The 25351-nt window shown below is 62.4% G+C and carries 27 protein-coding genes; 13 read left to right on the top strand and 14 right to left on the bottom strand.

Translation table 11 applies throughout. The features are described from left to right. The first annotated feature begins 93 nt into the window (after positions 1 to 93). Complete coding sequence (locus KHO30_RS14385; protein ID WP_093642937.1) at positions 94 to 1539, top strand: NAD-dependent succinate-semialdehyde dehydrogenase; 1446 nt, start codon at positions 94 to 96, stop codon at positions 1537 to 1539. A gap of 152 nt (positions 1540 to 1691) precedes the next feature. Then, positions 1692 to 2267: a GNAT family N-acetyltransferase gene (locus KHO30_RS14380; protein ID WP_211701345.1), complete on the top strand. Its 576-nt coding sequence runs from the start codon at positions 1692 to 1694 to the stop codon at positions 2265 to 2267. 75 nt (positions 2268 to 2342) lie between these two features. Here KHO30_RS14380 and kdgT read toward each other — a convergent pair whose 3' ends face one another. Beyond that, the gene (gene kdgT / locus KHO30_RS14375) at positions 2343 to 3365 is read right to left on the bottom strand and encodes a 2-keto-3-deoxygluconate transporter (protein WP_093642943.1); all 1023 of its coding nucleotides are present in this window, start codon (positions 3363 to 3365) and stop codon (positions 2343 to 2345) included. 303 nt (positions 3366 to 3668) lie between these two features. Between kdgT and kduI the strand changes: the two genes are divergently transcribed. The 3 genes from kduI (at position 3669) to kdgR (ending at position 6324) form a co-directional block, all read left to right on the top strand. Further along, the gene (kduI, locus tag KHO30_RS14370) at positions 3669 to 4505 is read left to right on the top strand and encodes a 5-dehydro-4-deoxy-D-glucuronate isomerase (RefSeq protein ID WP_211701344.1); all 837 of its coding nucleotides are present in this window, start codon (positions 3669 to 3671) and stop codon (positions 4503 to 4505) included. A gap of 61 nt (positions 4506 to 4566) precedes the next feature. After that, positions 4567 to 5322 carry a 2-dehydro-3-deoxy-D-gluconate 5-dehydrogenase KduD gene (kduD, locus tag KHO30_RS14365; protein WP_280531440.1) on the top strand — a complete coding sequence of 252 codons (756 nt, stop codon included), beginning with the start codon at positions 4567 to 4569 and terminating at the stop codon, positions 5320 to 5322. Positions 5323 to 5442: 120 nt separating this feature from the next. Next, positions 5443 to 6324: a DNA-binding transcriptional regulator KdgR gene (gene kdgR, locus KHO30_RS14360; RefSeq protein WP_211701343.1), complete on the top strand. Its 882-nt coding sequence runs from the start codon at positions 5443 to 5445 to the stop codon at positions 6322 to 6324. A 68-nt stretch (positions 6325 to 6392) separates the two neighbouring features. Here kdgR and KHO30_RS14355 read toward each other — a convergent pair whose 3' ends face one another. The 3 genes from KHO30_RS14355 to KHO30_RS14345 form a co-directional block, all read right to left on the bottom strand. Further along, positions 6393 to 7325 (bottom strand): TauD/TfdA dioxygenase family protein, encoded by a 933-nt coding sequence (locus tag KHO30_RS14355; RefSeq protein ID WP_093642949.1) that lies wholly within the window; start codon positions 7323 to 7325, stop codon positions 6393 to 6395. 171 nt (positions 7326 to 7496) lie between these two features. Beyond that, the gene (locus KHO30_RS14350; RefSeq protein WP_211701342.1) at positions 7497 to 8336 is read right to left on the bottom strand and encodes a Crp/Fnr family transcriptional regulator; all 840 of its coding nucleotides are present in this window, start codon (positions 8334 to 8336) and stop codon (positions 7497 to 7499) included. 260 nt (positions 8337 to 8596) lie between these two features. Then, positions 8597 to 9151, bottom strand: a complete 555-nt coding sequence (locus tag KHO30_RS14345) for a cytochrome b (RefSeq protein WP_234486674.1) — start codon at positions 9149 to 9151, stop codon at positions 8597 to 8599. Between the two features lie 541 nt (positions 9152 to 9692). Between KHO30_RS14345 and KHO30_RS39545 the strand changes: the two genes are divergently transcribed. The 3 genes from KHO30_RS39545 (at position 9693) to KHO30_RS14335 (ending at position 10606) form a co-directional block, all read left to right on the top strand. Further along, positions 9693 to 9824: a hypothetical protein gene (locus KHO30_RS39545; protein WP_266226325.1), complete on the top strand. Its 132-nt coding sequence runs from the start codon at positions 9693 to 9695 to the stop codon at positions 9822 to 9824. A gap of 60 nt (positions 9825 to 9884) precedes the next feature. Further along, on the top strand, positions 9885 to 10283 hold the full coding sequence (locus tag KHO30_RS14340; protein ID WP_093642955.1) for a hypothetical protein: 399 nt from the start codon (positions 9885 to 9887) through the stop codon (positions 10281 to 10283). Positions 10284 to 10357: 74 nt separating this feature from the next. Further along, complete coding sequence (locus KHO30_RS14335) at positions 10358 to 10606, top strand: hypothetical protein (RefSeq protein ID WP_093642958.1); 249 nt, start codon at positions 10358 to 10360, stop codon at positions 10604 to 10606. A gap of 139 nt (positions 10607 to 10745) precedes the next feature. On the opposite strand, the gene KHO30_RS14330 is transcribed toward KHO30_RS14335, so the two are convergent. The 3 genes from KHO30_RS14330 to KHO30_RS14320 form a co-directional block, all read right to left on the bottom strand. After that, the gene (locus KHO30_RS14330) at positions 10746 to 10994 is read right to left on the bottom strand and encodes a hypothetical protein (protein ID WP_093642961.1); all 249 of its coding nucleotides are present in this window, start codon (positions 10992 to 10994) and stop codon (positions 10746 to 10748) included. A 268-nt stretch (positions 10995 to 11262) separates the two neighbouring features. Beyond that, positions 11263 to 12435, bottom strand: coding sequence for a 4-hydroxybenzoate 3-monooxygenase (locus KHO30_RS14325; RefSeq protein WP_093642964.1), 1173 nt, complete (start codon positions 12433 to 12435; stop codon positions 11263 to 11265). Between the two features lie 175 nt (positions 12436 to 12610). Next, the gene (locus tag KHO30_RS14320) at positions 12611 to 13243 is read right to left on the bottom strand and encodes a TetR/AcrR family transcriptional regulator (RefSeq protein WP_211701341.1); all 633 of its coding nucleotides are present in this window, start codon (positions 13241 to 13243) and stop codon (positions 12611 to 12613) included. A 270-nt stretch (positions 13244 to 13513) separates the two neighbouring features. Between KHO30_RS14320 and KHO30_RS14315 the strand changes: the two genes are divergently transcribed. Continuing rightward, positions 13514 to 13828 carry a hypothetical protein gene (locus KHO30_RS14315; RefSeq protein ID WP_200619395.1) on the top strand — a complete coding sequence of 105 codons (315 nt, stop codon included), beginning with the start codon at positions 13514 to 13516 and terminating at the stop codon, positions 13826 to 13828. Between the two features lie 65 nt (positions 13829 to 13893). On the opposite strand, the gene ilvA is transcribed toward KHO30_RS14315, so the two are convergent. The 3 genes from ilvA to mprF form a co-directional block, all read right to left on the bottom strand. Then, positions 13894 to 15465: a threonine ammonia-lyase, biosynthetic gene (gene ilvA / locus KHO30_RS14310; protein WP_211701340.1), complete on the bottom strand. Its 1572-nt coding sequence runs from the start codon at positions 15463 to 15465 to the stop codon at positions 13894 to 13896. 287 nt (positions 15466 to 15752) lie between these two features. Next, positions 15753 to 17018 carry a virulence factor family protein gene (locus KHO30_RS14305; protein ID WP_211701339.1) on the bottom strand — a complete coding sequence of 422 codons (1266 nt, stop codon included), beginning with the start codon at positions 17016 to 17018 and terminating at the stop codon, positions 15753 to 15755. Next, positions 17015 to 19567 (bottom strand): bifunctional lysylphosphatidylglycerol flippase/synthetase MprF, encoded by a 2553-nt coding sequence (mprF, locus tag KHO30_RS14300; protein ID WP_244864083.1) that lies wholly within the window; start codon positions 19565 to 19567, stop codon positions 17015 to 17017. Before mprF ends, KHO30_RS14305 begins: the two co-directional genes overlap by 4 nt. Before the next feature lie 247 nt (positions 19568 to 19814). Between mprF and KHO30_RS14295 the strand changes: the two genes are divergently transcribed. The 3 genes from KHO30_RS14295 (at position 19815) to KHO30_RS14290 (ending at position 20880) form a co-directional block, all read left to right on the top strand. Further along, on the top strand, positions 19815 to 19967 hold the full coding sequence (locus KHO30_RS14295; RefSeq protein WP_200652107.1) for a hypothetical protein: 153 nt from the start codon (positions 19815 to 19817) through the stop codon (positions 19965 to 19967). A 109-nt stretch (positions 19968 to 20076) separates the two neighbouring features. Beyond that, entirely contained in the window at positions 20077 to 20211 is a 135-nt protein-coding gene (locus KHO30_RS39540; RefSeq protein ID WP_266226320.1) for a hypothetical protein, read from the top strand. Between the two features lie 126 nt (positions 20212 to 20337). Next, positions 20338 to 20880 (top strand): PaaI family thioesterase, encoded by a 543-nt coding sequence (locus KHO30_RS14290; protein ID WP_200652108.1) that lies wholly within the window; start codon positions 20338 to 20340, stop codon positions 20878 to 20880. 104 nt (positions 20881 to 20984) lie between these two features. Here the strand turns inward: KHO30_RS14290 and KHO30_RS14285 are convergent, their stop codons facing one another. Further along, positions 20985 to 21131: a hypothetical protein gene (locus KHO30_RS14285; protein WP_167378516.1), complete on the bottom strand. Its 147-nt coding sequence runs from the start codon at positions 21129 to 21131 to the stop codon at positions 20985 to 20987. A 236-nt stretch (positions 21132 to 21367) separates the two neighbouring features. On the opposite strand from KHO30_RS14285, the gene KHO30_RS14280 reads away from it, so the two are divergent. Continuing rightward, positions 21368 to 22765 carry an MFS transporter gene (locus KHO30_RS14280; protein WP_093644899.1) on the top strand — a complete coding sequence of 466 codons (1398 nt, stop codon included), beginning with the start codon at positions 21368 to 21370 and terminating at the stop codon, positions 22763 to 22765. A 13-nt stretch (positions 22766 to 22778) separates the two neighbouring features. Here the strand turns inward: KHO30_RS14280 and KHO30_RS14275 are convergent, their stop codons facing one another. From KHO30_RS14275 to KHO30_RS14265, 3 genes are read right to left on the bottom strand one after another with little or no spacing between them, the layout of a single operon-like run. Further along, on the bottom strand, positions 22779 to 23438 hold the full coding sequence (locus tag KHO30_RS14275) for a glycosyltransferase family 2 protein (RefSeq protein ID WP_211701337.1): 660 nt from the start codon (positions 23436 to 23438) through the stop codon (positions 22779 to 22781). Then, entirely contained in the window at positions 23435 to 24037 is a 603-nt protein-coding gene (locus tag KHO30_RS14270; protein WP_200619402.1) for a class I SAM-dependent methyltransferase, read from the bottom strand. The genes KHO30_RS14275 and KHO30_RS14270 overlap by 4 nt, the downstream gene beginning before the upstream one ends. A gap of 24 nt (positions 24038 to 24061) precedes the next feature. Continuing rightward, positions 24062 to 25231 (bottom strand): acyl-CoA dehydrogenase, encoded by a 1170-nt coding sequence (locus KHO30_RS14265; RefSeq protein WP_211701336.1) that lies wholly within the window; start codon positions 25229 to 25231, stop codon positions 24062 to 24064. Between the last annotated feature and the right edge of the window lie 120 nt (positions 25232 to 25351).

The following is a 25351-nucleotide window of genomic DNA, read 5'->3' as shown; positions in this document are numbered from 1 at the left end:
CTGCTATCGGCAGTCCATCCTTGGCCGCGCAGCGTCAGCCCAATGCATCACGGCCGCGCGACCTATCGTTCTCCCCACTTACAGGAACCCAGCATGGCCACCTCGAGCTATACCGACACCCGTCTTCTGATCAATGGCGAATGGTGCGACGCAGCCAGCGGCAAAACCCTCGACGTCATCAACCCTGCCACCGGCAAGCCCATCGGCAAGGTGGCTCACGCCAGCATCCCTGATCTGGATCGCGCGCTAGCCGCCGCACAACGCGGTTTCGAAGCCTGGCGCAAGATTCCGGCCAACGAACGCGCCACCACCATGCGCAAGGCCGCGGCGCTCGTGCGCGAACGTGCTTCCGACATCGCCCGCCTGATGGTGCAGGAACAGGGCAAGCCGTTTGCCGAGGCGCGCGTCGAAATGCTGTCCGCCGCGGACATCATCGAATGGTTCGCCGACGAAGGCCGCCGCGTCTACGGCCGGGTCGTGCCGCCGCGCAATCTCGCAGTGCAGCAAACCGTGCTGAAGGAACCGATCGGCCCGGTGGCGGCCTTTACGCCGTGGAATTTCCCGGTCAACCAGGTCGTGCGCAAGCTGAGCGCGGCGCTCGCGAGCGGCTGCTCGTTCCTCGTCAAGGCGCCGGAAGAAACCCCGGCGTCGCCGGCGGCACTGCTGCAGGCGTTCGTTGAAGCCGGTGTGCCGGCCGGTACGGTCGGCCTCGTGTTTGGCGACCCCGCGGAGATTTCCAGCTACCTGATCCCGCATCCGGTGATCCGCAAGGTCACGTTCACCGGCTCGACGCCGGTCGGCAAACAACTGGCCGCGCTGGCGGGCTCCCACATGAAGCGCGCGACGATGGAGCTGGGCGGTCATGCGCCTGTCATCGTGGCCGAAGACGCCGACGTGGCGCTGGCCATCAAGGCCGCAGGCGCTGCGAAGTTCCGCAATGCCGGCCAGGTCTGCATCTCGCCGACGCGCTTTCTGGTGCACAACAGCATCCGTGAAGAATTCGCCGCGGCGCTCGTCAAGCATGCTGAAGGCCTCAAACTCGGCGACGGTCTGGCGGAAGGCACAACCATCGGACCGCTCGCCAATGCGCGCCGTCTCACCGCGATGAGCAAGGTGCTCGACGACGCGCGCAAGACCGGCGCGAAGGTCGAGACGGGCGGTGAGCGCGTGGGCTCGGAAGGCAACTTCTTCGCGCCGACCGTGCTGACCAACGTGTCGCTCGACTCGGACGTGTTCAACAACGAGCCGTTCGGCCCGATCGCCGCGATCCGCGGTTTCGACACGCTCGAAGAAGCGATCGCCGAAGCGAACCGTCTGCCGTTTGGCCTCGCCGGTTATGCGTTCACGAAGTCGTTCCGCAACGTGCATCTGCTGTCGCAACAGATGGAAGTCGGCATGCTGTGGATCAACCAGCCTGCTACGCCCTGGCCGGAAATGCCGTTTGGCGGCGTGAAGGATTCGGGCTACGGCTCTGAAGGCGGCCCGGAAGCGATGGAAGCCTATCTGGTTACCAAGTCGGTTTCGGTGACTGCGGCTTAAGACGCCGAAGACCGTCGTCAGGTTTTCGGTTCAGGGCGAGGTTTCTGACTTCGCCCGCCTGATTGATTGCTGTGCCAGGTCCGCGAGCGCTCGTTCGCGGACTTTTTTGTTTATTGCAACTTCTCGCTCACGTTCCTCACATTCCTCACGTCATGCAACCCATACTAATCGGACAGGCCGTCGAACTCAGGCCACTTCTGCCGGAACACGCCCAGGCGCTGCTCGACGCCGCCGCGGATGGGCAATTGTGGAATATGAAGCTGACCGTGGTGCCGGGACCTGAAACCATCGGCAGCTATATCGCAACCGCGCTCGACGGGCGGGCAGCCGGCACCGTGATGCCGTTTGTGATCGTCAGGCGCGATACCGGGGCGATTGTCGGCAGCACGCGGTTCTGGAAAATCGACCGGGTGAACCGGAAGCTGGAAATCGGCCACACGTGGCTGGGAGAATCGGTGCAGCGCTCACCGGTGAACACGGAGGCGAAGTACCTACTGCTGAGTCATGCGTTCGAAGCAATGCAGTGCGTGCGCGTGCAGTTCACGACTGACGAGCTCAACGAAAAATCACGAGCGGCGATTCTGCGGATCGGCGCGAAACAGGAAGGGATTGTCCGGCACGAGCGGATCATGCCGGATGGACGCAAGCGCAATTCGGTGCGCTTTAGCATCATCGATGAAGAGTGGGCGGAGGTTAAGGCGATGCTGGAGAGGAAGCTGGGGCGGTGAAGCCCCGCCTCCACGTCATGTGACTCGCTGTACTTCGTCGCGTTCGGGCGCAAACCAGCCGCCCGCCCTACTCCTTCAAACGTGCACGTCCCGCTCATTGAGTGGCTGCGGCGGCGTGGTCGCTGCCGCAAACTCCTCACGCAGCGCATCGCGTGCATGATGCCGGCGCACCCATAGTGCGGTCAGAATCGGCACCAGAATCGCGGTCACGAGACACGCCGTCGCGACCATCGCCGTCGCCGCCGGCACCAGCGGCTTGAAGCGCGGAATCATCTCGCCGATGATCGCCGGATTCGCCACCGCGGCCCCCGCTGTCGACGAAGCCGCCAACCCCGCCGCCCCATTGCCGCCCGCGATCCAGCGGTCCGCGAGGATCAGCGGAATGCCCGTCACGACGATCACCCCGAGGCCCAGCACGATGCCTGGCAAGCCGCTCGTGACGATCACATTCAGGTCGATACCGTTACCGAGCGCGAAGCCGAAAAACGGAATCAGCGGATGCACGCAGCGGCCGAAGAACTCGCGCAGCTCGCTGTCCAGGTTACCCAACGCGAAGCCGATCAGGAACGGCAGCACCGCGCCGACGAACAGCCTCGGTTCGAAAAACGCGACACCCGTCGCGCCGAGAATGATCATGCTGACGAGCGGTCCCGATTCGATCGACATCAGGACGAACGCGCCCGCCTCCTCCTTGCTGCCGTATTGCTGCATCACGGCTGCATAGAGACCGCCATTGGTCATGTCCATCGACGTCGTGATCGCGAGCACCGAGAGGCCCGCGAACAGGCCCGCCTTGACGCCGTCGATCGGAATGAAGTGCGAAGCAACGATCGTCGCAATCCACGCCACCACCATTTTGGTCACGAGCAGCGTGCCCGACTTGCGCAGCACGACGCCGGTTGCCCGCAGGTCGATCGTCGCGCCCATGCAGAAGAACCACACCGCCAGAATCGGCACGGTGCCGGTAATCAAGCCATTGGTGAACGACCCGAGGTATTTCCCTCCGCCCGGCGCAAACGTGTGGACACAGGCGCCGAGCAGCAGCGGCACCAGCATCAGGCCGCCTGGAATGCGGTCGATGGCCTTCTTGAGCTTCATGCCTCCTCCATGGACTTTGCGTCCAGTTGCCGGGTGGATTACCCGATTCATGTCCCGTTCTTGCGCCGGGCGTCTCCCCTTTCGGCGCAATATAGCACCGCGATAGGAACAACGTTCCGTTTTTGATAGACTTCCTGATCATCGTTTACCCGCGTGTCATTCAGAATGCTTGCCACGCTTGATGTGGCAGTGCAGTATTTTCGGACCGCTGTTCCATATTTAAAATTCTGCGCTACAGTCGAGAACAGAACGCCGTCGTAAAACGGCTCGGCTAGACACCCCATCCGATCGGAGACAAGAGCAATGGAAGTGAGACAGAGCATCAACAGCGAGCACGCGAAGACGCTGGATACCGCCGGGCTGCGCAAGCAGTTCCTCGTCGAAGACGTATTCGAACGCGACGCGCTGCGGCTCACGTACAGCCATATCGATCGCATCATCGTGGGCGGCGTGTGGCCGGCTACGCGCGCGGTCGAGGTGCCTGGTTCGCTCGGCAAGGCAATTGGCGTCGGCTACCTGCTGGAGCGCCGCGAGCTCGGCGCGATCAATATCGGCGGCGATGGCTGGGTCGACGTGGACGGCACGCGCTTTACGGTGCGCAACGAAGAGGCGATCTACATCGGCAAGGGCAAACAGGCCGTTGCGTTCGGCAGCGACGATGCGGCGCGCCCCGCGAAGTTCTACCTGAATTGCGCGCCCGCGCACGAGTCGCATCCCACCCGCACGATCTCGCTCGCACAAGCGTCGCCCGAAACGCTCGGCGACCCCGCCACGAGCAATCGCCGCACCATCTACAAGTTCATCGTTCCCGAGGTGCTGCCCACCTGCCAGCTCTCGATGGGCATGACGAAGCTCGAACCGGGCAACCTCTGGAACACGATGCCGTGCCACACGCACGAGCGTCGCATGGAGGTGTACTTCTATTTCAACGTGGCCGATGACGCAGCCGTCTTCCACATGATGGGCGAACCGAACCAAACGCGGCACATTCTCGTGCATAACGAGCAGGCCGTGATCTCGCCGAGCTGGTCGATTCACTCGGGCGTCGGCACACGCGCCTACACATTCATCTGGGGCATGGTCGGCGAGAACCAGGTGTTCAGCGACATGGATCACATTGCGGTGCGCGATCTGCGCTGACGGCACGCATGTTTCCACTCTGGACAACAGAAACTCCAACGCCGCCGAGGACCTACGCATAGTGAACAGCTTCGATCTGACCGGTAAGGTCGCCATAGTCACCGGCAGCAATGCGGGCCTCGGTGCCGGCATGGCCATCGCGCTCGCCACGGCTGGCTGCGACATCGTCGGCGTGAGCCGCGCGGACGCCAGCGATACGGCCGCCCACGTCGCAGCAACGGGACGCCGCTTCGCGGATGTGCGCGCCGACCTCGCCTCGATCGCTCCGGTCGACGACATCGTGCGCGCCGCAGTCGAAGCGTTCGGCCGCGTCGACGTGCTCGTGAACAACGCGGGCATCATCCGCCGCGAGGACGCGCTCGACTTTAGCGAAGACGACTGGGACGCCGTCATGGACGTCAACCTGAAGAGCGTCTTCTTTCTTTCGCAGGCCGTGGCGCGGCAGTTCGTGAAGCAGGCAAGCGGCGGCAAGATCATCAACGTCGCGTCGATGCTGTCGTTCCAGGGCGGCATCCGCGTGGCGTCGTACACGGCGTCGAAAAGCGGCGTGCTCGGTCTCACGCGGCTGCTCACGAACGAGTGGGCCGCGCAGGGCATCAACGTGAACGCGATCGCACCTGGCTACATGGCCACCGCGAACACGGCGGCGCTACGCGGAGACGCGCAGCGTAACGATGAAATCGTCGGACGTATTCCGGCGGGCCGCTGGGGCACGCCGGCGGATCTTGCGGGACCGGTCGTGTTCCTCGCGTCGTCCGCGTCGGACTATGTGCACGGTCATACGCTTGCAGTGGACGGCGGCTGGCTCGCGCGCTAGCGTGATGGCTGCAGAGGTCACGCGGCTCGCGCGACGCGGTATGCTCTCGGCACTGAAGGCGATCGGCATCCGGCAGTGAGCGGACTTTGATCGGTTTGGCATCAACAGGGAATGACGGACATGGCAGCAATGGGCAAGCAGCGCAAAGACGATGACGACGCAAACATGCCGGAAGCGGATAGCGCGGGCGGCATGGCTAACGAGCGAGGCGAATCGGCCTCGTCGATCGGCAGGGTCTTCGCGATTCTTGGCGCGATCGGCGACAGCGGACAGATCGGCATCAGCGAATTGTCGCAGCGGCTCGGCATGTCGAAGACCACCGTGCACCGCGTGATCCAGACGCTGAAAGCGCTCGGCTATGTGACGCAGGAAATCGAAACCGAGCGCTACCGCTTGACGATCCGCCTGTTCGAACTCGGCGCGAAGGCGCTGGAAAGCGTCGATCTGGTGCGCGAGGCAGACGTCGAGATGCGCCGCATCGGACAGGTGACGCGCGAGGCGGTCCACCTCGGCGCGTTCGACGAAGACGCCATCATCTACATCCATAAGATCGACGCCGATTACGGGCTGCGCATGCAGTCGCGCATTGGCCGCCGTAATCCCCTGCACAGCACGGCAATCGGCAAGGTGCTGCTTGCGTGGATGGACCCGGCCGAAGCGCGCGAAGTCCTCTCGCATGTGGAATTTCGCAAGTCGACGCAAAAGTCGCTCGCCTGTGCCGACGCCGTGTTGAGCATCCTGCCGCGCGTGCGCGAGCAAGGCTACGGCGAGGACAACGAGGAACAGGAGGAAGGACTGCAGTGTCTCGCGGTGCCGGTGTTCGACCGCTTTGGCCGCGTGATCGCCGGCCTGTCGATTTCGTTTCCGACGATGCGCTGCGGCGCCGACACGAAATCGCACTACGTTGCGCTACTCAAGGAATCGGGGCTCGCGATCTCGACGCGGCTCGGGTATCGTGAAGCAACTGCGCCGGAACGTGTACCCGTTGAAGGGCTGGGCTGAAAAACGGAGACGCCCCGCAAAATTTCGATGAAACTTTGCGGGGCGCATTCATAAGCGGTCCGCGACGTTCAGGCAGCCTTCGCAGCCGGATTCGGTTCGACGCTACGCGTAAAACTGCGGCGACCATCGACGCTCACCGGCACGTCACCCTTCAGCGTCACGCGACGCACCACGCGATGAGCATCGCCGTAATCGTTGACGGCGTAGTGCTGGGTCGCGCGGTTGTCCCAGATCGCGACATCGCCCGCCTGCCAGCGCCAGCGCACGATGTTCTCGAGACGCGTCACGTAAGCCTGCAGCAGTTCCAGCACATGCGCCGATGCGCTCGGCGTGAGGCCGACAAAGCTCTTCACGAAATGACCGAGAATCAGCGTCTTTTCGCCGGATTCCGGATGCACGCGCACGACCGGATGCTCGGTCTCATAGCGTGTCGACACGAATACTTCGCGGTAGCGTTTGAGCGCCTCGGCATCTCGCCCGCGTTCGCCGACGTTGCCGTAGCTCGCGTAGTCGTATTCATTGCTGTGCACGGCCCACAGTTGCTCGGCGAGCGCTTTGAGCGGTGGCGGCAGATCGTCGTAGGCGGTGGCGGTGTTGGCCCAGACGGTGTCGCCGCCCACTTCAGGAATCGTCACACCGCGCAGGATCGACGCTTGCGGATATGCATCGACGAAAGTCACATCCGTATGCCACGAGTTCGCGCGGCCGCCGCGATGAGAATCGAGTTCGAGCAGATAGTCGCTGCCGTCCACCACCGGCACCGTGGGATGCGAGACCGGTTCACCAAGCAGCTTGGCGAAGGCTTCCTGATCGGCATCCTGCAGATGCGTCTGGCCGCGGAAGAAGATCACCTTGTGGCGTACCAGCGCGGCGCGAATCGCTTCGACCGTTGCCGATTCGAGCTGCCCCGACAGGCGCACGCCGCGAATTTCCGCGCCGATGCGGCCGGTGACAGGATGAATGTCCAATGCGTTGGACGTCGCGAGACTGAGATTCGACATGCGATGCAACTCCTGGGTTTAAGGACGAGACAGGTCAGCGCACCGCTTGAATCAACATCTGGGCGGCTCGGCCTGCTGAATCGATGAACCATTATCGGCAGGGTGAGCGCCGCGAATCTATCGCGCTTTGGACACTTGATAGAAGCGCTTTTTATATCGTTATCAGTTTTCTCACGCGGCGTCGCTTACTTCCCGCAATGCGTCCATATCGATCACGGTGATCCGGCTATAGCGCACGTCCACGATGCCCTGCTGCACCAGCCAACGCAGTTCCTTATTGATGCTTTGCCGGGAAGCCGCCAATAACGCCGCGAGATCCTCCTGCGAGAGCTTGATCGTCAGCTCCACGCCCCGCTCGGTTTTCTTGCCGTGCCATTCGGCAAGCCCGAGTAATTGATCCGCCAGACGCGCGCGAAATCCGGCCAGCGCCGTCTTGCCCATCCGGCTATGCAGCGCCCGGCTTCGCAGGCAGATCAGATCGAGCACGTTGCGCAACAACGCGGGCTCGCGAGCGAACAGTTCGAATAGTGCGCTGCCGGGAATGTGGAACAACGTCGTCGAGCCGTGCGCGCGCTGGTCGTGCATCGAGCCGCGCCGGTCCATCACCGGAATGAAGTTAATGACTTCGTTCGGCCACATGTACACCGCTACCGCACGCACGCCGGCCGAGTTGGTCCAGCTCATCTCGATCGCGCCGGAAAGGACGACCTGGATGTCGTCGCAGGCTTCATCGCGCGCGAAGATCAACTCGCCGTTAGTCCAGGTGCGCAATTGGCCGGCGTCGCATAACGCGTCGATTGCGTGCGCGGGCCAACTTTTCAGGCACGGGTTGGCGGTGAACGCCGCGTGAATTGCAGCACGAACGCTCGCGTCGAGCGAGCGGCCGTCACGCCGCGATGGGAACAACGGCGCGGGCCATGCGGGAGGAAGATGCACAGAAGGCGCTGCCGAGCGCACGACGGATGGCCGCCCCGCGGAATCCGGGTTGAATGCTTCGGTAAGTGTGCTCATGGCTGACCGGCAAGAGATGCGGTTGGACCTGAATGACTGACAAACAGTCGGTCCTCCGATCTAACCAGTGTTAGCGGCGCGCGTAAAAGACTTGTTTTTTATGTGCTTATCACGCACTCGGGAGTGGCGATCGCGCGCCGATGCAATGACGTCGAAACCGCCACGATCCAGGCACCGGGGAGGATATTGGTGGACCCAGCTAGCCGCGGACGGAACACGGCTCACACGCGAACGACAAACCGCTAACGCACACTAACGAATCACGGCAGCATCCGCTGCAATGTCTGATCCTTGAGCACGAAACGATGAAACAGCGCCGCCACGATATGCAGTGCAATCAGCGCGAACAACACCCAGGCCAGATAGCCATGAATGTCGCCCATTTCATGCCCCACTGGCGAGCCGACCGCCGAGATGCTGGGATACGGCAATATGCCGAGCAGCTTGACGGACCATCCACGCGAAGACGCGTTGGCCCATCCCAGCAAAGGCACAGCCACCAGCGCAAGATAAAGAAGACCGTGCGTGATGTGTGAAACGACGCGGAAGAAAGGTGACAGCGATGCAGGCGCGGGCGTGTGTGTGAGACGCCAGACGATTCTCACCACCACGGCGGCAATCAGCGTTGCACCCACGCCGAGATGCCACGCGATCAGACCATCGGGCTTCGTGTCCTTATGAATATCCGGCATGGTCCAACCGATCACGAACTGCGCGGCGATCAATAAAACCACCAGCCAGTGAAGAAACCTGGCTACACCGTCATAGCCTGATGCATAGCGCGAGAAACTAGCCGGGTCCGTTCGCATGGTCATGAGAATGTGTTAGTGGCAGTGAAGCCATTGGATGGAAAAAGCTTATTTGCACCGAAGATACACGCATTCTGGGCGCACTGACGCAGGATGCTACGGATCAAACCTTAAGAAAAGCTGATGCCGCGTTTGACCATTTCCTTCACGCGCATGAGGCGGAAACACATCAGCGACCATCGAGAAAGTGCAAATCACAACACATCAGATCCGCTCACATCCCTAGTCTGCAACTGAATGTATCCGTCAAGCATACGTGTGCAGAGCTGCCACGCTCTGCTCGCTCCAGTTGTTCATATGCATGTGTTTCAACCTGCCCGAGCACCGCGGATGCATGAAGGCCCGACGTTTTTCATAGCGCGCTCAACGGGTTGCCCACCGATTTCTTCCTGGCGGACCGACTAATCGCAGCGCTGCAACGCGTCCCCATACCGTGTCACATGCGTGGCTGGCACGCGAATGAATCGACACGTCCTGTTACACACGAACACACCGGTAATCCAGTCGCTCAGTAGAGTTCGATCAAACGTAAAAGGAAGGCAACGTCATGAAACGAATTTTCGCGCTGGTGCTGTTGGCTGTCACCCTCGGGAGTGCATTGGGCGGTTGCATCGTCGTGCCGGAGGGCGGCTATCACGACCATGACCATGACCACTACCACGATCACGACCATTACTAATTACTAAGCGCTGCCCGAACGGCGCACTCCACTCTCAATCGTAAAACCCGAGAATAAAACATGAGCAATTCACGAAACCGCTGGCTGTCCATGGCGATCGTTGCAGGTCTGGGGATCGGTGCATCTTCTGTCGCGCTGGCGCACGTCGATGTCGGGGTCAACATCGGCATTCCGGGCGTGGCCTATGCGCCTGAGCCGGTCTATGCGCCGCCTCCGCCTGTCTACGCGCCCCCTCCGCCAGTGGTCGTAGTCAGTCCGGGCTGGTACGGCGAGCGCTATTACGACGGCCACCGCTACTGGGAACGCCGAGAGTGGGAAGAACGCCATCACGAGCGCGAGTGGCATGACGCGCGCGGCTATCGCGACGGCCCGCACGGCGACTGGCACGGGCACGGGCACGACGGCGACCATGGCGATTGGCACGGCCATGGCGATGACCACGGTCGGGGCGACCACTAATGCATGGGCCGGAGCAGCGTCACTGACACCGGCACGCGCAGGCATTCGCGCCACACCTTTTTAGGAGCGACGATTTGCAACGCAGCGATCCACGGCGTGTAAGCGCACAAATCGACGGCACGCTCATCTCCGCCGAATACAGCGAACAAACCGGCCAATTGTGTTTGCGTCAGGACGGCGCCGTGCTCCGCGAATGGTTTCCCCCTCATTCGTGGATCGCGATTGCGTCAGTGGCCGGCGCGCGGCACTGGGGTACGCGGCCCACCGATGAAGACCTTCATGCCCTGCTGCGCAACGAGATGACCTTGTTGCGCACGCCATAACCGTGTGACGGCCATGAAAAAAGGCCGGTCATTGGACTTGTTCCAATGACCGGCCTCTTATTTTCAACTCGCAGATTTTGAACGAACCTAACAGCGTCGCAATGATCCGCGTATTTCGTTGTGCGCTTTCGTTACGCCCTTACCGCGCGTTATAGATCGGCGGCGAATACGAACTTACCGTCGTTTCACCGCCGCGACCTGCTTGCCACGTGCCGCGACTGGCCGAACCATAACCGCTAGTGTCGGCTTGAGCAGCACCCTGCTGCGTGGAAACCTGCGCTTGCGTACCCTGCGCGTTTTGCGAGGCCGGTTGATTCGATTGCGCAAACGAAGCGATCGGGGCGCCGAGAACAACTGCAATAGCAACAGCTTTGATGAGCGATTTCATGAAACCACCTCTAGAGAGTGTCTTACACGCACTGCAGATGTCACATGTCGTGCAGTCGGTGGAAGGAGTCTAGGGGTCAATCAGGCGCGGATAAATCCTCCATTCCTGAATTCAGTGTTGCTTTTGACACGACAATGGCGGGAGCCTGCCCATCAAGGGTTTGCCGGCGTGCGCGGGGTTCGGCGGGGGTTCGTCTGAGCAAAGATTTGCAGCGCGCATTCTATAAACGCTGGCAATACAAAGCTGCGCGCGCAGATCTCCATCCCTCTTATACGACGGCGATACCCACGTAGTTCTCCGCCATCGCGGTAGCCGCCGCACGCGACGTGGTCACGTATTCGAGTTCGGCCACCTGCAACTGCTGTTCGAACGGCGATGCACCTTCAATGCGGTGCATCATGCTCGTCATCCAGTACGAGAAATGCTCCGCGCGCCAGATGCGCTTGAGCGCGGTTGCACTGTAACTGTCGAGCAGATCGGTGCGATTTTCGACGTAGAACGCGTTCAGCGCCTGGGTCAGCACACGCACATCGGCAACGGCGAGATTCATACCCTTCGCGCCGGTGGGCGGCACGATATGCGCGGCGTCGCCAGCGAGAAAGAGCCGGCCATGCTGCATCGTCGCCGACACGAAACTGCGCATGCCGACAATGTTCTTCTGGAAGATCTTGCCGTCCACGATGTGCTGGCCGTCGTGCGAATCGACGCGCGCGTGCAGTTCGGCCCAGATGCGATCGTCGGACCAGTTGTCGACGGAATCCTTGGGATCGCATTGGAAATACATGCGCTGCACGTTCGCCGAGCGCGTGCTGACCAACGCAAAACCGCGATCGTGCCGCGCGTAGATCAATTCTTCCGACGACGGCGGCCCTTCGCACAGAATGCCGAACCAGCCGAACGGATAGACGCGTTCGAAATCTTTGCGCAAGGCCTGCGGAATCGATGCACGCGACACACCTTGCGAGCCGTCGCAGCCGATCACGAAGTCGCACTGCAATTCGCACGCTTCGCCTTCGTGGCGATAGCGGATCGACGGCTGATCGGTATCGATGCCATGCAGCGACGTCTCTGTCACGCCGAAACGCAAGGCCCCGTCTGCAGCCAGACGCGCGGCGACCAGATCCTTGATGACTTCGTGCTGCGCGTAGACCGTGATCGAACGGCCGGTGAGCCCGGTCAGATCAATACGGCGCCGCTTGCCTTCGAAAGCCAGTTCAAATCCGTGGTGCAGTGCCCCTTCGGCCTTCATGCGCGCGCCGACACCTGCTTCGGTGAGCAGGTCCATCGTGCCCTGTTCGAGGACGCCGGCGCGGATGGTCGATTCGATCTGTTCGCGAGTGCGCGATTCGAGCACGACTGAGTCGATGCCGCGCAAGTGAAGAAGATGGGAAAGAAGCAGGCCTGCAGGCCCGGCACCGATGATGCCAACTTGGGTGCGCATGAGTTGTCTCCTGAATGCGGCGTTTGATATGCACGCAGTTTGACGATCATGCGCTGTATCGCGCAACGCGATATGGAGGATATGCAGTATCTAGTTTTGAGATAACCGAGGTGCCGGTTTGAGCAGGCGGGAGACGCGCAAATGCGCCATCCCGTTGCCCAGACGGCTGTTGCGCTTACTCGGCCGATAACTGATCGTCCGCGTCGCTTTGCGTAGCCTCGAGGTAAACCCTGGCCAATTTCCGGATCTCGGCAAGCAACCTTCGCCGCACTGCGGGCTTCTCGTCGTTGGCCCCGGCGACTGCCTTGAGCACATGCAGCAGCACCACCGCCTTTGTCTCGGACTGCGCCTTCGTCAGATGCGGAATCGCGTTACGCAAAATCGTGGCGATGCTGCCGCGCGTCGTTTCGCGAAAACGCGCGCGCCGCTCGTCGCTGCCACCGCGCGAATCGACAAGTGCGACAGCCAGACTGCGCTGCGATTGCAGCGACAGCATGAAATCGACGAATGCATCGGCGAGCTGGCCCGGCGTCATTGCCGACGCCTGATCGGCGAGCGCGGTAAAGCTGCTCGTCGTGTCCTCCACATAGCGCGAAAGCAATGCATCCGCCAACGATTCTTTGGACGGGAAAAACCGGTACAGCGAGCCAATCGCGGTGTTCGAGCGCGCGGCGATCTCAGTCATGGTGGCCGCGTCATAGCCCTTCTCGGTGAACACCGCGACGCCCGCTTCCATGATTGCCGCGACCCGCAGATGCCCCCGTTGTCGTTTCGGCTCCTGCGCGCCGCTGGAAAGTGTCGTTGCCATATCGGAGAGTTTTAACTGCTGTTTTTTGCGAGCGTCGCTTCGCATTGTGAGGTGAATTTCAGCGTGCATGTTAACCCCGCGGCTAGCGACGGCCAAGATTACTGACGCAGCACCCCGCGTGCGCCGTTGTTCACCATTCGCAGTCCGGTCTGGTCGGGTTTGACTTATGCGAGGGCATCCTCTACTATCTTATGCGAGGATATCCTCGCATAATTGCGGCGCAGCCCTTGCCGCCCGATCACGTTTTTCGCTAACCAGACAAACCATTCCATGAGCTATCTCGCCCTGTTTTTCTCTGGCGCGTTTCTGTGCAATTGCGTCCCGCACCTCGCGAGCGGCCTGCGCGGCGAGCCGTTTCCGACACCTTTCGCGAAACCGCGGGGGGTCGGCGATTCGTCGCCACTGGTCAACGTACTGTGGGGATATTTCAATCTGCTGGCCGGCCTCTATCTGCTTACGCGGCAGCCTGTCACGATCGGTGTGAATGCAAACTGCCTCGCGGTATTTGCAGGCGCGCTGGTCTTAGGTGTGTATATGTCCGTGCATTTCGGCAAAGTCTGGCAGGGTAAGCACGCTCGCTCATAAGCGGAGCAGCGGCGCCTGTTGTCTTTTGCCAGGCGCCGTCTCCTGCCACGCTGCAATTCGCCTTTCTATGCGAGGAACAAGCGGTACACCGGGTTCTGCGTCTCTTCCCAGTACGGATAACCAAGCGTCGTGAGAAAGTGTTCGAACTCGCTGTTCTCGCTCTCCGGCACCTGAATGCCGACCAGAATCGAACTGTAGTCCGCACCCTGGTTGCGATAGTGGAACAGGCTGATATTCCAGTTCGGCGCCATCGACGACAGAAACTTCATCAACGCGCCCGGACGCTCCGGAAACTCGAAACGGAACAGACGTTCGTCATGCGCCAGCGGCGAGCGGCCGCCGACCATATAGCGGATGTGCTGCTTCGACAGTTCATCGAAAGTCAGATCGACGGTGGCAAAACCATGCGCTTCAAATGCACCCGCGATCTGCGCCGATTCGCTGCGATTGCGGATCTGCACGCCGACGAAGATATGGGCCGAATTCGCGTCCGCAATCCGGTAGTTGAACTCGGTGACGCTGCGCGTGCCCACCAGTTCGCAGAAGCGGCGGAAACTGCCGCGCTCTTCCGGGATCGTCACGGCGAACACCGCTTCACGTGCTTCGCCCACCTCAGCGCGCTCGGCCACGAAACGCATGCGGTCGAAGTTCATGTTCGCGCCGGACGTGATCGCAATCAGCGTCTGGTCCTCGATGCCTTCGCGCTCGGCATACTGTTTGGCACCGGCCACGGCAAGTGCGCCGGCCGGCTCCAGCACGCTGCGGGTGTCCTGGAACACGTCCTTGATCGCGGCGCACAGCGCATCGGTGTTCACGAGCAGCACGTCGTCGAGATATTCGCGGCACAGGCGGAAGGTTTCCTCGCCTACCAGTTTCACTGCCGTACCGTCCGAGAACAAACCCACTTCATTCAACGTCACCCGTTCGCCGGCTTTTAAGGAGGCGGCCATCGCGCACGAGTCGTCGGTCTGCACGCCGATCACCTTGATCTCCGGGCGCACCGATTTCACGTACGCGGCCACGCCCGCGGCGAGTCCACCACCGCCGATCGGCACGAAGATCGCGTGGATCGGACCCTGGTGCTGGCTGAGAATTTCCATCGCGACCGTGCCCTGGCCGGCGATCACGTACGGATCGTCGAACGGGTGGACGAACGTCAGGCCGCGTTCTTCCTGCAGCTTCACGGCATGTCCGTACGCATCGCTATAGGACTCGCCAAACTGCACGACTTCGACCGTCGCGCCGCCATGCGCGCGTACCGCATCGACCTTCACCTGCGGGGTCGTGACGGGCACCACGATGATCGCCTTCACGCCCATGCGGGCCGCCGACAACGCCACACCCTGCGCGTGATTGCCCGCCGACGCGGTAATGACACCCCGCTCCAGCGCGTCCGCCGGAATATGCGCCATCTTGTTGTACGCGCCGCGCACCTTGAATGAGAACACCGGCTGGTTGTCCTCACGCTTCAGATAAACCGGATTGCGCAGCCGTGCCGACAGATTCGGCGCGCGTTCGAGTTCGGTCTCGCGGGCCACGTCGTAGACGCGTGCGGTCAGGGTTTTCTTCAGGTAGTCGTGGCGCAAGGCAACGCTATCAGCGGCTTCGGCGACCTGTTTGAGTTCGTGTAACGGCAAGGCATGCTCCTGTGCGGCAAGGACAAATCATCAAAGAGATCACCAGGAGGCAGGCAGAAAGCGGACATAAAAAAACCCGCCTCGTGGGGCGGGTTTTTGTCACTGCGTATCAGACGCGCGCTAACCCACCATTCGATGAATGGTGCTAATAATCAGCGCAATACGGATGTCGAGGCAGTTCATGCGTTCGATCTTCGTTGACTTGACGGGCTTTGTCAATCCCTGTTCGTTACATCGGGCAGCGTGGACTAGAGGCCGCGCGAGGGCGGCCGCGCCGCGCAGCATCCTTAATTACGCACGCCGCTTTGCTTCCTGAAAGCGTCCAGAATGCGTCGCTCCAGCGCATTGTAGTCGCGGCCGAAGTGATGGTCGCCCGAGGTACGAATCACCTCGACGCCGGTGTTGGCCAACGCCGGACACAAGGTGTCCTTCTCGTCTTCACCGTAGAAGCACTGCACGATCGTGGGCGGTACGTGTGCAAATTCCGGCTGCACCTTCAAGGCTTTGTCGCTCGCCGGCATACCGAGCCAACCGCCCACGCGAATCTGGAAATCGGCGTCGGGCGCGAAGCCTAACAACGCAATCAGCGACACTTTCGCGCGCAACGCTTCGGGCAGGCGGTTATAGGCGAACGGCATCACGTCAGCGCCGAACGAATAGCCGACGAGCGCAATATGCTCCGCATGCCAGCGCGTGCCATAGGTCTGCATCACGCGCGCCAGATCGCGGCTCGTCTGCGCCGGGGTCTTTTCGCTCCAGAAGTAACGCAGGCTGTCGATGCCGATCACCGACACACCGTCTTTCTGCAAGGCGAGCGAGATGGTCTTGTCGAGATCGCGCCAGCCGCCGTCGCCGGAAATCACGATCGCCATGAGGCCGTTCGGATGCGCAGCGGGCAATTCAATCAGCGGCAGATCGGAGACGTCGTCATCGTTCGTCGACGCTGTCTGCAAATGCGGCGCGACCATGGCAACAAGCCGCGTGCGATCGCCGTTGCCAGGGGTCGCCTTTTCGACGAAGCCCGGCACCTTGTCGCGGATGATCGTCGGGTCCGGCGGGCACGGTTGGAAGCGCGAATCCAGCGTGCGCTCCGCATCGACCGAGACCGCGCCGGCAACCGTATTCGACGGCGCCTGTTCGAGCACATGCATCGCCAGCGTCGCGCCCTGCCCCGTACCCGCGACGATTGGCGCGAAATAGCGGCTCGATTGCGATTGCCGTTCGAGTTGATGGCTCAAGGCTTCGGCGTCGCCTACCAGTTGATGGCAGGCTTCCTTCTTCTCGCTCAGATTGGCCGCATAGCGCGCCGTATCCACGCCGACGGTCAACGCCCCGGCCTTGGCAAGCGCATCGGCGGTTTGCTGGTCGGCGGCACTCCAGCCGCTGGCTGCGGAATAAAGCACCACGAAACCACGCAAGGGACCGGCCGGCTGCGTCACCGTCACGTCGCCATAACGGCCGCCGGACACGGTGGTGGTTGCCGCCAAAGCAGCCGTGGTGCCAACAACGAGGCCCGCCGCAACGGCGAGCCTGAAAAACGGATGCAATGTCATGAACGCCGGCCTCCTGCCAGCAATGACAGGTCCGCGAGCGTGAAGAACACGCCCACCGAACCTGACGCCGCGAGATAGCGCGGCTCCCAATGCGGCTGGAACTTGCTCTTGAAAGCGCGCAGACCGCGGAAGTTATAGAAGCGGCCGCCGAAGCGCCACACGATGCCCGCCAGCCGATGCCAGCGCGACGCGAGCGGTGTCGGCTGCATGCCGGAGAGCGGCGCAATGCCGAGACTGAGCGAGCGGAACCCCGCCTGCTTCAGATGCAGCGCGAGCTGGGTGAACAGATATTCCATCGCATACGGCGACGCGCTTTCCACGTGCCGCATCACGCCGACCGTCGCTTCGGTGTTCATGTCGGTCGTCATGAAGGTCACGAAAGCGGCCGGCTCGCCGTTCTGGCGCACCAGCATCACGGATTGCGCGGCGAGGTATTCGTCGGTAAACGCCGCCACCGAGAAACTCTTTTCGCGCGCGTCACGGCTATCGAGCCAGCCGTCGGAAATCTCGCGCAACGTCTCGAGCGACGCCGGCACATCGGCCTGATCGATCACTTCGACGGTAAAGCCGTCACGTTCGCCACGCTTGAGCGCATAACGCAGATGAGCGCGATGCGAGCCCTTCAGATCGAAATCGTCGAGCACCACGTGGGCTTCTTCGCCGAGCTTCATCAGCGTGAGGCCGGCGTCGAGATAGAGCGGCAAGGCATTGGCGCGTACCTGATAGAACGCGGCGCGGCCGCCGTGTGCATGCGCGAGCGCGACGAACTTGCTGATCAGGCCGGCCCATTCCTCGCGCGGTCCAACCGGATCGTGAAGCGCGGCCCACGTGCGGCCATTTTTTGCGTACATCAGGAAGGCTTCGCGCGATTCGGAAAAGAGGAAGCTCTTGTCTCCCATCAGCGCGAGACCGGCGTCGCTGCGCTCCTGGGCGCGCACGATGCGCGCCGCGTCCTGCAGATCCTGCGGAGCGGGCATGACGAAACGGCCTGCCGCGGGGCGCAGCAACTGCCAGAAGGAAAAAGTGGCGGCGAACAGGCTGGCGGCCAGGGTCGCGCGCAACGCACGCGGTGCACGTTCGTCGAAAGCGAATTGCCACCACAGGTCGCGCGTGTACGGCACGTCGCGGAACGCAAACAGCATCACCCACACGGCAAGCGCGAGCACCATCGCCACCGACACCAGCCAGCCCGCCGTAAAGCGCTCGGCAAACAGCGACGAATGACGGTTGAAACGGCGGCGCGTGGACAGCAGCAGCGCGATCAGCATGCCAAGCACGCTCGCTTCCACGAACGCGAGACCTTTGGTGAGCGAGAGCGCGAGGCTCAGCACCGCCAGCAGCAAGGTCATCCACCACGCGGCATCCAGACGCCGCAGCAAACCGCGCGCGACGAACAACAGCAGCACGCCGAGCACGCTGCACAGCATCTGCGAGCTTTCGAGCACCCACAGCGGCAGCACGTCGCGCAGAATCCGGATGCGCTGCCAGAACGCGGGGGTCGCGCTGGAAATCACCAGCATGCCGCCCACGACGAAAGTCACCAGGCTCAGGAACAGCGGCGCGAGTTTGTACGCACCTGCCGCATGCCGCAGCGGCAGGCGGCTTTTCAGCGCACGGCCTTCGAAGCCGGCGAGCAGCGCGGCCGAAACGATCAGCGGCACGCCGAAGTAAATCGCGCGATAAGCGAGCAGCGCGGCGACCATCTGATGCGTTTGCACGCTGCCGTTCAGCGTGAACACCATCGCGGCTTCGAACACGCCGACACCGCCAGGCGTGTGACCGATCATGCCGAGCAGCATCGCGGCGGCATAGACGGTGATGAAGGTCACAAAGCTGACGTCCGCGTGCGGCAGCAGCGCCCACAGCGCGAGACCCGCGGCCACCACGTCGAGTACGGCGAGCGCCACTTGTGCGAGCAGATCACGGCGCGCCGGGATATCGAACGACAGCCACTGCCAGCGCGTGCGGATCGGGCGCGTGTCGCGGCGGCAGGCCGCGGCCCCGAGTCCGAGCACGATGAGCAACGCCGCGCCGCTCCAGCGCAGCGTGAGCGGCGGCAGATGCAGCATCGTCGCCAACGAGTCGGCGAGGCACACCACGCCGAGCGCCGTCATCAGCACCAGTGCGAGCGCCAGCGACACACTCGTGAACACGGTCATGCGGCCGATCTGTGCGGGCGTGACGTTCGACACCCCGTAGACGCGCACGCGCACGGCGCCGCCCGTCAGCGCCCCGAAACCGGTCGCATTGCCGAGCGCGGAGCCGGCGGTTGCGCCAATCCACAATGCCGCGCGCGGCACCGCCACACCGAGGTAGCGCAAACCGACTGCGTCCCGCCCGATTAGCGCGATATAGCTGAGCGTGGTCGCGCCGAGCGCCGCGGCCCACTCACCTGCCGTCAGGTGACGCAGCTGGCGCATGATCGAACGATAGTCGACCGCTTGTGAAAGATGTTGCAAGACGAGCAGCAGCAGCCCGCAAATAACGAGTGCGAGCACGGGCGAGAGAATGCTCCGCTTGCCAAGCGTCTTCGATATACGGTCGAACATCGCGCCTGGCTGGTCGAATTTATAGTTATATCGGTGGAACATGGTCAATGCGGACCTTCGAGAGCTGTCGTGGCGACGGGTCGTCTGTCACGGCGTCGCCTTACTTTGGCGATTACAAATGGATAACGGCAAAGTGTTGAAAAGGTTGACAGTGTCAGCCAATGCCAGTGAATTCGTCGGGTTTTAACCTGGGCCGGTCATTGAGGCGGAACGCACTTCACTGCATGACGGAGCGTGGCAGAGCGATATGGCCGATAAAACGGTCGATATTGCCGATTGGCTTGGCGTGCTGATGAGGACCGCTGTGCTCGACAAGGGGGTGGATTTTAAACGCTTATGGAAGATCGCGAGACAAAGATTCGACGCGGCGTCGATATCGCTCGATCGCGCACCGTTTTAAAGGCTGATTCGCTCCATCAAGATTTTCACGTCGCGTGCCGTAATCGAGATCAATAGCACGGCGCAATGTTGGTTTTCGCGGCGGAAATGGTGGCAACTGAAGGAGAACGATGATGGCAGATCAGGATTGGGTGATGGCCGGTGTGTATCTGGTCGGGTTGGTATCGATGGCGCTTCTGATGAGCGCGTTGTCCGCGCGAGCGACCAGAATGCAGCGCGTGGTTGCGTCGCGTATCAGGAAGTAACGCACGGGCTCGGCGCGTGCCGGCAATCCAGAGGTAGCCCTCCAGCGTCCTGAAGCGGTTTGGTGCTCTAATCGATGACGATGCATCGATTCCGAAGCACGCTTCCCTCAGGACAGGAGACATGGATTGACGAACGAACAACAGCTGGAACGCTGGCTCGCACGCGAGCAGGAAGTATTGGCGACGCTTAACGCCGGCCCGGGCCCCGGCGTCGCAAGCCCCGAACAGGTGGCGGGCAAGACCGGTCTGGAAGTCATGCAGGCGATGATGAACGCGGAACTGCCCTACGCCGCGATTGCCCGCACGCTCGACTTTACGATCGTCGAAGTCAGTGCCGGGCAAGCGGTCTTTCAGGGTACCCCGCTCGAGCAGCATCTGAATCCACTGGGCACCGTGCACGGCGGCTGGATCGCCACCCTGCTCGATTCGGCGCTAGGCTGCTCGGTGCATACGATGATGGCGCCGGGCCGCGGCTACACCACCGCCGAGCTGAGCGTGAATTACGTGAAAGCCGTCACGCCGCGCGTGCAACGCGTGCGCGCCGAAGGCAAGGTGATTCATTGCGGACGGCAACTGGCCACGGCGGAAGCTCGCCTCGTCGGCCCCGACGGCACGCTCTACGCGCATGCCACGACGACCTGTCTGGTGTTCGAGATCCCGAGCCGCTAAACGATACGGTTACGATCAAAACCGCCGGTTGCTTGCCACGGTCGGTGACCTGGCGGCAGTCCGGCTATGCAAGCGCCCGTGCTGACACTGGCGCGTCACGATGCTTACTGCGGGCGGCGATGCGCTTCAGCGATCACAGCGCAGTTTTGCAAATGCAGGTTCAGCGCATGCAGAGCCAGTGCGCGGAGCTTGCCCAGAAACGTGTTAGCGGCGGGTGCAGTGCGGACAGCGGCGTTGGAAGCGGTGTTCATGGTGGACTCCTGTATAGGGTTTATACCTAGGCAATAACCCGATTATAGTCCTCTCGTGCCGCACCGCAACAAATATCAATAATCTCGCAGGCATGTTGTGCGACGGTCACATCCGCGATCCTCGCAATCTCGAAAAGGGTCGGCATCAGGCGCTCCACTATTAACCATCCGCACCGTACAGGTGCAATAATGTCGCCTTTGCCTGCGGCCTTCCGCCGCAGATCGCCCGCCCCTCCATGACCGTCGTTCAGAAAGCCCTGATTGCGCCCCTTATCGTCGCATGTGCGATGTTCATGGAAAGCGTCGATGCGAATGTGATCGTCACCGCCTTGCCGGTCATGGCGCGCGACTTCGGGCGCGATCCGGTCACACTGAAAATCGCGGTGACGAGCTATGTGCTCGGTCTCGGCGTGTTTATCCCGGTGTGCGGCTGGCTCGCGGACCGTTTTGGTGCGCGCACGATTTTCCGCACCGCGATCGGCATCTTCGTGACCGGCTCACTCCTGTGCGCCGCGTCGAACTCGCTGCCCACCTTCACCCTCGCCCGTTTCGTGCAAGGCGTCGGCGGCGCGATGATGGTGCCGGTCGGGCGGATCATCATCTTTCGGGTGGTGCACAAGTCTGACTTCATCCGCGCGATGAACTATCTGAGCGTCCCGGCGCTGCTCGGACCGGCGGCTGGACCGCTGCTCGGCGGCTTCATCACCACCTATCTGCACTGGCGCCTGATCTTCTTCATCAATGTGCCGATCGGCATTCTCGGCATCTATCTGACCAACCGGTATATCGCCAACACGCGTGAACCGGATCCAGGACCGCTCGATTGGATCGGTTTTTTTCTGTCGGCGGCCGGCGCGGTGCTGCTTCTGCTTGGACTGTCGCTGGTCGGCGGCGAACTCATGTCGAATCGGGACGCGTTCGGCATGTGTGCGAGCGGCGCGGCTCTGCTGGTGGTCTACGTCGCGTACGCCCAGCGCGTCAAAATGCCCTTGCTCGATCTGCGCTTCTTCAAGGTGCCGACTTTCCAGGCGAGCGTGCTCGGCGGCTCGCTGTTTCGCATCGGCCTCGGTGCGCTGCCCTTTCTACTGCCGCTGATGCTGCAGGAAGGGCACGGCATGAGCGCGTTCGAGTCCGGCCTGATTACCTGTGCGTCCGCGTTCGGCGGCATGTTCATGCGCACGTTCGCCTCGCGCGTGCTGCATCGCTTCGGCTTCCGTTCGGTGCTGGTGGTCAACGCGGCGCTGTCAGGCATTGCGATCGCGGCGTGCGGACTGTTTTTCCCCGGCACGCCGACCTGGATCATCTGGTTCGTGGTGTTGCTGGGCGGCTTCTTCCCCGCGCTGCAATTCACGAGTCTCAACTCGCTGACTTACGCGGAAATCGCCAGCCGTGACGTGGGGCGCGCCACGAGTCTCGGCAGCGTCGTGCAGCAGATGTCGCTCGGCCTGGGCGTGACGGTGGGCGGTATCGTGCTGCAGATTTCACGCGTGCTGCACGGACATCCGGGCATCATGTGGTCGGATTTCTGGCCCGCGTTTCTGGTGGTAGGCCTGTGCTCATTCGCGTCGATTCCGGTCACGCTGCGCATGCCGCATCGCGCGGGTGAAGAGATCTCGCGAGGCGGTCGAGGCTAACGCCTGCTCGCGTTTATCCAATCCCAGTCGCCCATGTGAGGAGCGTGTCGCCGAAACCGTCGCGTGCGCGCGTCACCGTGCGCGCGCTCGTGATCACGCGCGGTGCGGCGCTCCATGCGATGCTGGCCCCCGTCTCGATCAACCGGTCGACGAGCGCGACGTCTTCGCGGCACGTGAGCGGTGGAAAGCCACCGGCTCGTCGATACGCCTCGGCTGAGACGCCGAGATTGGCGCCGTGCACATGGCGGTGACCGTCCGCGTCCACATAGGTCTTGCGAAAATATTCGCGCACGCTGTGCGGATGAGCGGTCCAGTCGTCGACGGCAATCGAGCCGCACACCGCGTCCGTGCCGAGCGACAACTGCGCAACCAGCCAGCCTGGCGACACTCGGCTGTCGGCATCGGTGAAGGCAAGCCAGCGAGCGCCGTCCGCCAGCAGGTAGTCGGCGCCCGCCGCACGCGCGATACCGACATTGCGCGCCTTTAGCGTCAACGTCTCGACGCCGTAAGCACGCACGATCGCCTCCGAAAAATCACTGCAAGCGTCGAGCACGACGACAAGCCGCACGACCTCGTCAGCCAGATCCGCGTGTCGCGCTGCTTCGATCAACGCGGCAAGACAAGGCGCCAGCAACGCCTCTTCGTTATGCGCCGGAACGATTACGCCGATCATAGAAGCCCCTCGCGCTGTGCAACCGAACGTGCGTCGCGCGACCAGACGTCGATCAACAGATCGGCTTCGTCGTGATGCGCGAGACGTGATAGACCACAACGCGCATCGAACAACGCGTGCGCGGTATCGGCATTCTCCAGCGCCTCAGTAAACGGACGGCGCCAGTGGCAAGCGAGCAGCGTGCCGTCCGGCGTGAGCGATGCAGCGATGCGCGCGGCCAGCATTTCAAGGTCCGCGGCATCAAGGTAATAGGCAAATTCGCTGATGACGATCAGGTCGAACGGCGCCGTTGCGGTCGGCCATTCGTGCGGAACCGTGCACTGTTCGACGCGAACCTGCCGCATACCGGCAACACGTTCGCGTGCAAGACGCACCGCTGTTTCGTGCAGATCGGCGGCGAGCAGCCCATCACAGCGGGTCGCGAGTTCGGCCGTCAGTTCCCCGTTCGCACAGCCCGGCTCGAACGCGTTGCGATAACGCGGACGCGGCAACAGCGCTAGCGTGAGCGAACGCTTGCGGCGCTCGTACCAGCCCTGGCGCAACTTCCACGGGTCGTCGCTGCCTTTGTAGAGTTCGTCGAAGTACACCGTAGAGGTCATGTCAGCGGCCCTCCATGCATCGCGTCAGAGCGTCCACGGCGCACCTCCGTCTGCAGCGTTGGCGTCGAGTTTTGTCTTGGCGGTCAACTCGCCGAGCGCGGCAAGATCGCGTTCGGCGTGGCTCTGCCTCAGGAACACCGGCAGGTCCGCCAGCGCGCGGGCGAAGCGCGCATCGCGGCACAACGGACCCGCGCCGAGCGTGCGCGTGGCGTGACACATCACAGCTGTCGCCGCTTCTTCAACGACGAGGCGTGCGCGCATGACCTCACGCTGCGAGTCGGCTTGTGGGTTCGCGTCGATATGGGCGGCAGTTTCGCGCAGCACCGCTGCGGCGCCGGCCAACGCGACATCGACCGCGCCGAGGTGGGCGAGCCGATGTGCGTCGACACGCTGCGTGGACGCTTCGCGCAACGTCCGGCCGATCTGCGTGGCGGCGCCGTACCAGCACGCGGCAATGCCGGCGCCGCCGTGCCAGAAGCCCGGCCGGCGCACGTATGCATGGGCCGCGCCCACGCGTGTGGCCGGTGTCTGATCGAAGGTGACGTCAGCGCTAGCGGTTGCCTGCATGCCGATCGCCTGCCACTTCGATGTGTCGATCGAAATCGACTCGTGATCCATCGCGACGGCCGCCAGCACGGGTTCATCGTCGAGCCAAACGGTGACGAGCGCGTGACTGACTACACCCGCGCCCGAACACCAGGCTTTTGTGCCACTCAGATACAGTTGCCCGGCGTCGTCTGTACGAGCCTCGCGATTGCTGGCCTTCACGCGCGCGTCAGGCGGCTCCGCGGCCCACACCCCCCAGCGGCTGCCCAGAAGCGGCGCGGGTCCGTGCAACTCGGCGAGAATCGCCAGCGCATCGGTATGCCCTTCGAACAGTTTGACCAGACCGAGATCGCACGTCGCAACCGCAGCCAGGGTACGCCAGCGCATGAGAGTCTGCCCGTGTCCTGGCAACGGTGCGAAGGGCAAACGGTCGTAGCCTCGCCGGATCAATGCGCGCAAAACATCGCCCAGTGCGGCAGGGTCGCTCGCATCGAATTGCCTGTCATGCAGAAAATGGTCGAGCGGCTCGGCAGAACGCGCAGCGTCCTCCCCGGCGAGTACCGCATGAGGATCACGAGTGCGGGTTCTGCTGATTTTTTCCGGCTGCCGCGCACTCATGCCGGCCGTACGATCACGCGTATCGAGCATCGCGTCTCCCTGAATCTGTTCGATCTGTGCGCACGGACTTTTGCTAGCCGCAGCGCGTGCAGACCGACAGCAAGCGGCGTGCCGCAGGCGTCTGACACCTGGGACACGCCGCAATATTTC

Source organism: Paraburkholderia aspalathi (assembly GCF_905220735.1).
Taxonomy (GTDB): domain Bacteria; phylum Pseudomonadota; class Gammaproteobacteria; order Burkholderiales; family Burkholderiaceae; genus Paraburkholderia; species Paraburkholderia aspalathi.
This window is presented reverse-complemented; position numbering and strand designations above follow the sequence as displayed.

Excerpts from the sequence above, each read along its gene's own strand:
- KHO30_RS14385 (WP_093642937.1), top strand. The coding sequence starts at position 94 with ATGGCCACCTCGAGCTATACCGACACCCGTCTTCTGATCAATGGCGAA.
- KHO30_RS14380 (WP_211701345.1), top strand. The coding sequence starts at position 1,692 with ATGCAACCCATACTAATCGGACAGGCCGTCGAACTCAGGCCACTTCTG.
- kdgT (WP_093642943.1), bottom strand. The coding sequence starts at position 3,365 with ATGAAGCTCAAGAAGGCCATCGACCGCATTCCAGGCGGCCTGATGCTG.
- kduI (WP_211701344.1), top strand. The coding sequence starts at position 3,669 with ATGGAAGTGAGACAGAGCATCAACAGCGAGCACGCGAAGACGCTGGAT.
- kdgR (WP_211701343.1), top strand. The coding sequence starts at position 5,443 with ATGGCAGCAATGGGCAAGCAGCGCAAAGACGATGACGACGCAAACATG.
- KHO30_RS14355 (WP_093642949.1), bottom strand. The coding sequence starts at position 7,325 with ATGTCGAATCTCAGTCTCGCGACGTCCAACGCATTGGACATTCATCCT.
- KHO30_RS14350 (WP_211701342.1), bottom strand. The coding sequence starts at position 8,336 with ATGAGCACACTTACCGAAGCATTCAACCCGGATTCCGCGGGGCGGCCA.
- KHO30_RS14345 (WP_234486674.1), bottom strand. The coding sequence starts at position 9,151 with ATGACCATGCGAACGGACCCGGCTAGTTTCTCGCGCTATGCATCAGGC.
- KHO30_RS39545 (WP_266226325.1), top strand. The coding sequence starts at position 9,693 with ATGAAACGAATTTTCGCGCTGGTGCTGTTGGCTGTCACCCTCGGGAGT.
- KHO30_RS14340 (WP_093642955.1), top strand. The coding sequence starts at position 9,885 with ATGAGCAATTCACGAAACCGCTGGCTGTCCATGGCGATCGTTGCAGGT.
- KHO30_RS14330 (WP_093642961.1), bottom strand. The coding sequence starts at position 10,994 with ATGAAATCGCTCATCAAAGCTGTTGCTATTGCAGTTGTTCTCGGCGCC.
- KHO30_RS14325 (WP_093642964.1), bottom strand. The coding sequence starts at position 12,435 with ATGCGCACCCAAGTTGGCATCATCGGTGCCGGGCCTGCAGGCCTGCTT.
- KHO30_RS14320 (WP_211701341.1), bottom strand. The coding sequence starts at position 13,243 with ATGGCAACGACACTTTCCAGCGGCGCGCAGGAGCCGAAACGACAACGG.
- KHO30_RS14315 (WP_200619395.1), top strand. The coding sequence starts at position 13,514 with ATGAGCTATCTCGCCCTGTTTTTCTCTGGCGCGTTTCTGTGCAATTGC.
- KHO30_RS14305 (WP_211701339.1), bottom strand. The coding sequence starts at position 17,018 with ATGACATTGCATCCGTTTTTCAGGCTCGCCGTTGCGGCGGGCCTCGTT.
- mprF (WP_244864083.1), bottom strand. The coding sequence starts at position 19,567 with ATGTTCGACCGTATATCGAAGACGCTTGGCAAGCGGAGCATTCTCTCG.
- KHO30_RS14295 (WP_200652107.1), top strand. The coding sequence starts at position 19,815 with ATGGCCGATAAAACGGTCGATATTGCCGATTGGCTTGGCGTGCTGATG.
- KHO30_RS39540 (WP_266226320.1), top strand. The coding sequence starts at position 20,077 with ATGATGGCAGATCAGGATTGGGTGATGGCCGGTGTGTATCTGGTCGGG.
- KHO30_RS14285 (WP_167378516.1), bottom strand. The coding sequence starts at position 21,131 with ATGAACACCGCTTCCAACGCCGCTGTCCGCACTGCACCCGCCGCTAAC.
- KHO30_RS14280 (WP_093644899.1), top strand. The coding sequence starts at position 21,368 with ATGACCGTCGTTCAGAAAGCCCTGATTGCGCCCCTTATCGTCGCATGT.
- KHO30_RS14275 (WP_211701337.1), bottom strand. The coding sequence starts at position 23,438 with ATGATCGGCGTAATCGTTCCGGCGCATAACGAAGAGGCGTTGCTGGCG.
- KHO30_RS14270 (WP_200619402.1), bottom strand. The coding sequence starts at position 24,037 with ATGACCTCTACGGTGTACTTCGACGAACTCTACAAAGGCAGCGACGAC.
- KHO30_RS14265 (WP_211701336.1), bottom strand. The coding sequence starts at position 25,231 with ATGCTCGATACGCGTGATCGTACGGCCGGCATGAGTGCGCGGCAGCCG.